The following is a 1833-nucleotide window of genomic DNA, read 5'->3' as shown; positions in this document are numbered from 1 at the left end:
CGCTGGCCGGACGCCGTGCAGCTGGCCGGCGTGGAAGTCTACGAAGGCGTGGCGCCGGATGAGGCCGGGGTGCGCGCGATCCTGCAGCACACCGTGACCACCTTCCAGCAGCTGCATCAGGCTGGCGCGCTGGCCCGGAGGCCGGCACTGGTTTCAGGCGCCGGTTCGGCCTGGTTCGACGTGGTCGCCGAGGAGTTTTCGGTACTGGCCGGCGATCCGGGCATCGAGGTGGTGCTGCGCCCGGGCTGCTACCTCACCCATGACGTGGGTATCTACCGCGACGCGGCCAAGCGCATCCATGCCAGCAACCCGGTGGCGCGCCAGATGGGCAGCAGCCTGCAACCGGCGCTGCAGTTGTGGGCCTACGTGCAATCCCGCCCGGAGCCGGGCAAGGCGATCATCGCCCTGGGCAAGCGCGATGCCGCCTTCGATGCCGGCTTCCCGGTACCGGCGCTGCACTACCGGCCGGGCACTGCGGCACCGGTTGCCGCAGCCGGGCACTGGAAGATCACCGCGATGATGGACCAGCACGCCTTCCTCGACGTCGGCGACCAGGACGACCTGCGCGTGGGCGACATGCTGTGCTTCGACATCTCACACCCGTGCCTGACCTTCGACAAGTGGCGCCATCTGCTGGTGGTGGATGACGCCTATACCGTCGTCGACGCCATTTCCACCCAGTTCTGATCCACGCACCCGGCCTGTACGCATGAGCAATGGAAACCTGCTGTTGATCTACGCGGTACTGTCGATCCTGGCGCTGGTCGTGCTGATCGCCCGCTACCGGCTCAACCCGTTCATCAGTGTCACCGTGGTCTCGGTCGGGCTGGCGCTGCTGGCCGGGATGCCGGCCCCGGAAATCCTGCCGGCCTACGAGCAGGGCGTGGGCAAGACCTTGGGGCATATCGCGCTGATCGTTGCGCTGGGCACCATGCTCGGCAAGATGATGGCCGAATCCGGCGGCGCCGAACGCATCGCGCGCACCCTGATCGCCCGCTTCGGGCCGAAGAACGTGCACTGGGCGATGATGCTGATCGCCTTCTGCGTGGGCCTGCCGATCTTCTTCGAGGTCGGCTTCGTGCTGCTGATCCCGATCGTGCTCAACGTCGCCCGCCGCACCGGCGTACCGCTGCTGCTGGTCGGCCTGCCGATGGTCGCCGGCCTGTCGGTGGTGCACGGGCTGGTGCCGCCGACACCCGGCGGCGATGCTGGCGGTGCAGGCCTATGGGGCCGATGTCGGCCGCACCGTGCTGTATTCGCTGATCGTTGGCCTGCCCACCGCCGCGCTGGCCGGCCCGGTGTTCGCCAAGTTCGTCGCACCGCGGGTGCAGCTGCCGGCGCACAACCCGATGGAGGCGGCGCTGCTGGATGAAGGCCATGGCCGGATTCCCGATGAGCAGCTGCCGGGTTTCGGCATCACCCTGGCCACCTTGCTGGTGCCGGTGGGGCTGATGCTGCTGGGCGGCTGGGCCGACCAGATCGCCACGCCGGGCTCGGCGCTGAACCACGGCCTGCGCTTCATCGGCCACTCGGTGGTGGCGCTGCTGATCGCCACCTTGATGAGTTTTGTCACCCTGGGCCTGATGCGCGGCTTCAACCGCGAGCAGATCCTGAAGTTCTCGCAGGAGTGCCTGGCCCCGACCGCGGCGATCACCCTGCTGGTCGGTGCCGGCGGCGGCCTCAACGGCATCCTCGTCCACACCGGCGTGGCCACCGAGATCATCGGCCTGTCGCAGCGCTTCGACCTGTCGCCACTGCTGATGGGCTGGACCATGGCCGCGCTGATGCGGGTGGCCACCGGCTCGGCCACGGTGGCGATGACCACCGCCTCGG

General features: G+C 68.7%; 3 protein-coding genes. All 3 read left to right on the top strand.

Features of this window, described 5'->3' with window-relative positions; genetic code table 11:
- A partial coding sequence (locus JCM9942_RS15025) for a type III PLP-dependent enzyme domain-containing protein (RefSeq protein ID WP_218185506.1) occupies nucleotides 1-687 on the top strand: 687 nt, incomplete at its 5' end.
- A 22-nt stretch (nucleotides 688-709) separates the two neighbouring features.
- Entirely contained in the window at nucleotides 710-1372 is a 663-nt protein-coding gene (locus tag JCM9942_RS20330; RefSeq protein ID WP_425478361.1) for a GntT/GntP/DsdX family permease, read from the top strand.
- The coding region (locus tag JCM9942_RS20325; RefSeq protein WP_484600253.1) for a GntT/GntP/DsdX family permease at nucleotides 1260-1833 on the top strand (574 nt) is incomplete at its 3' end. The genes JCM9942_RS20330 and JCM9942_RS20325, both read left to right, overlap by 113 nt.

It is taken from the genome of Stenotrophomonas pictorum JCM 9942 (genome assembly GCF_001310775.1).
Lineage (GTDB): Bacteria > Pseudomonadota > Gammaproteobacteria > Xanthomonadales > Xanthomonadaceae > Stenotrophomonas > Stenotrophomonas pictorum.
This window is presented reverse-complemented; position numbering and strand designations above follow the sequence as displayed.

Coding starts and splice junctions, on each gene's coding strand:
- JCM9942_RS20330 (WP_425478361.1), top strand. CDS start 710: ATGAGCAATGGAAACCTGCTGTTGATCTACGCGGTACTGTCGATCCTG.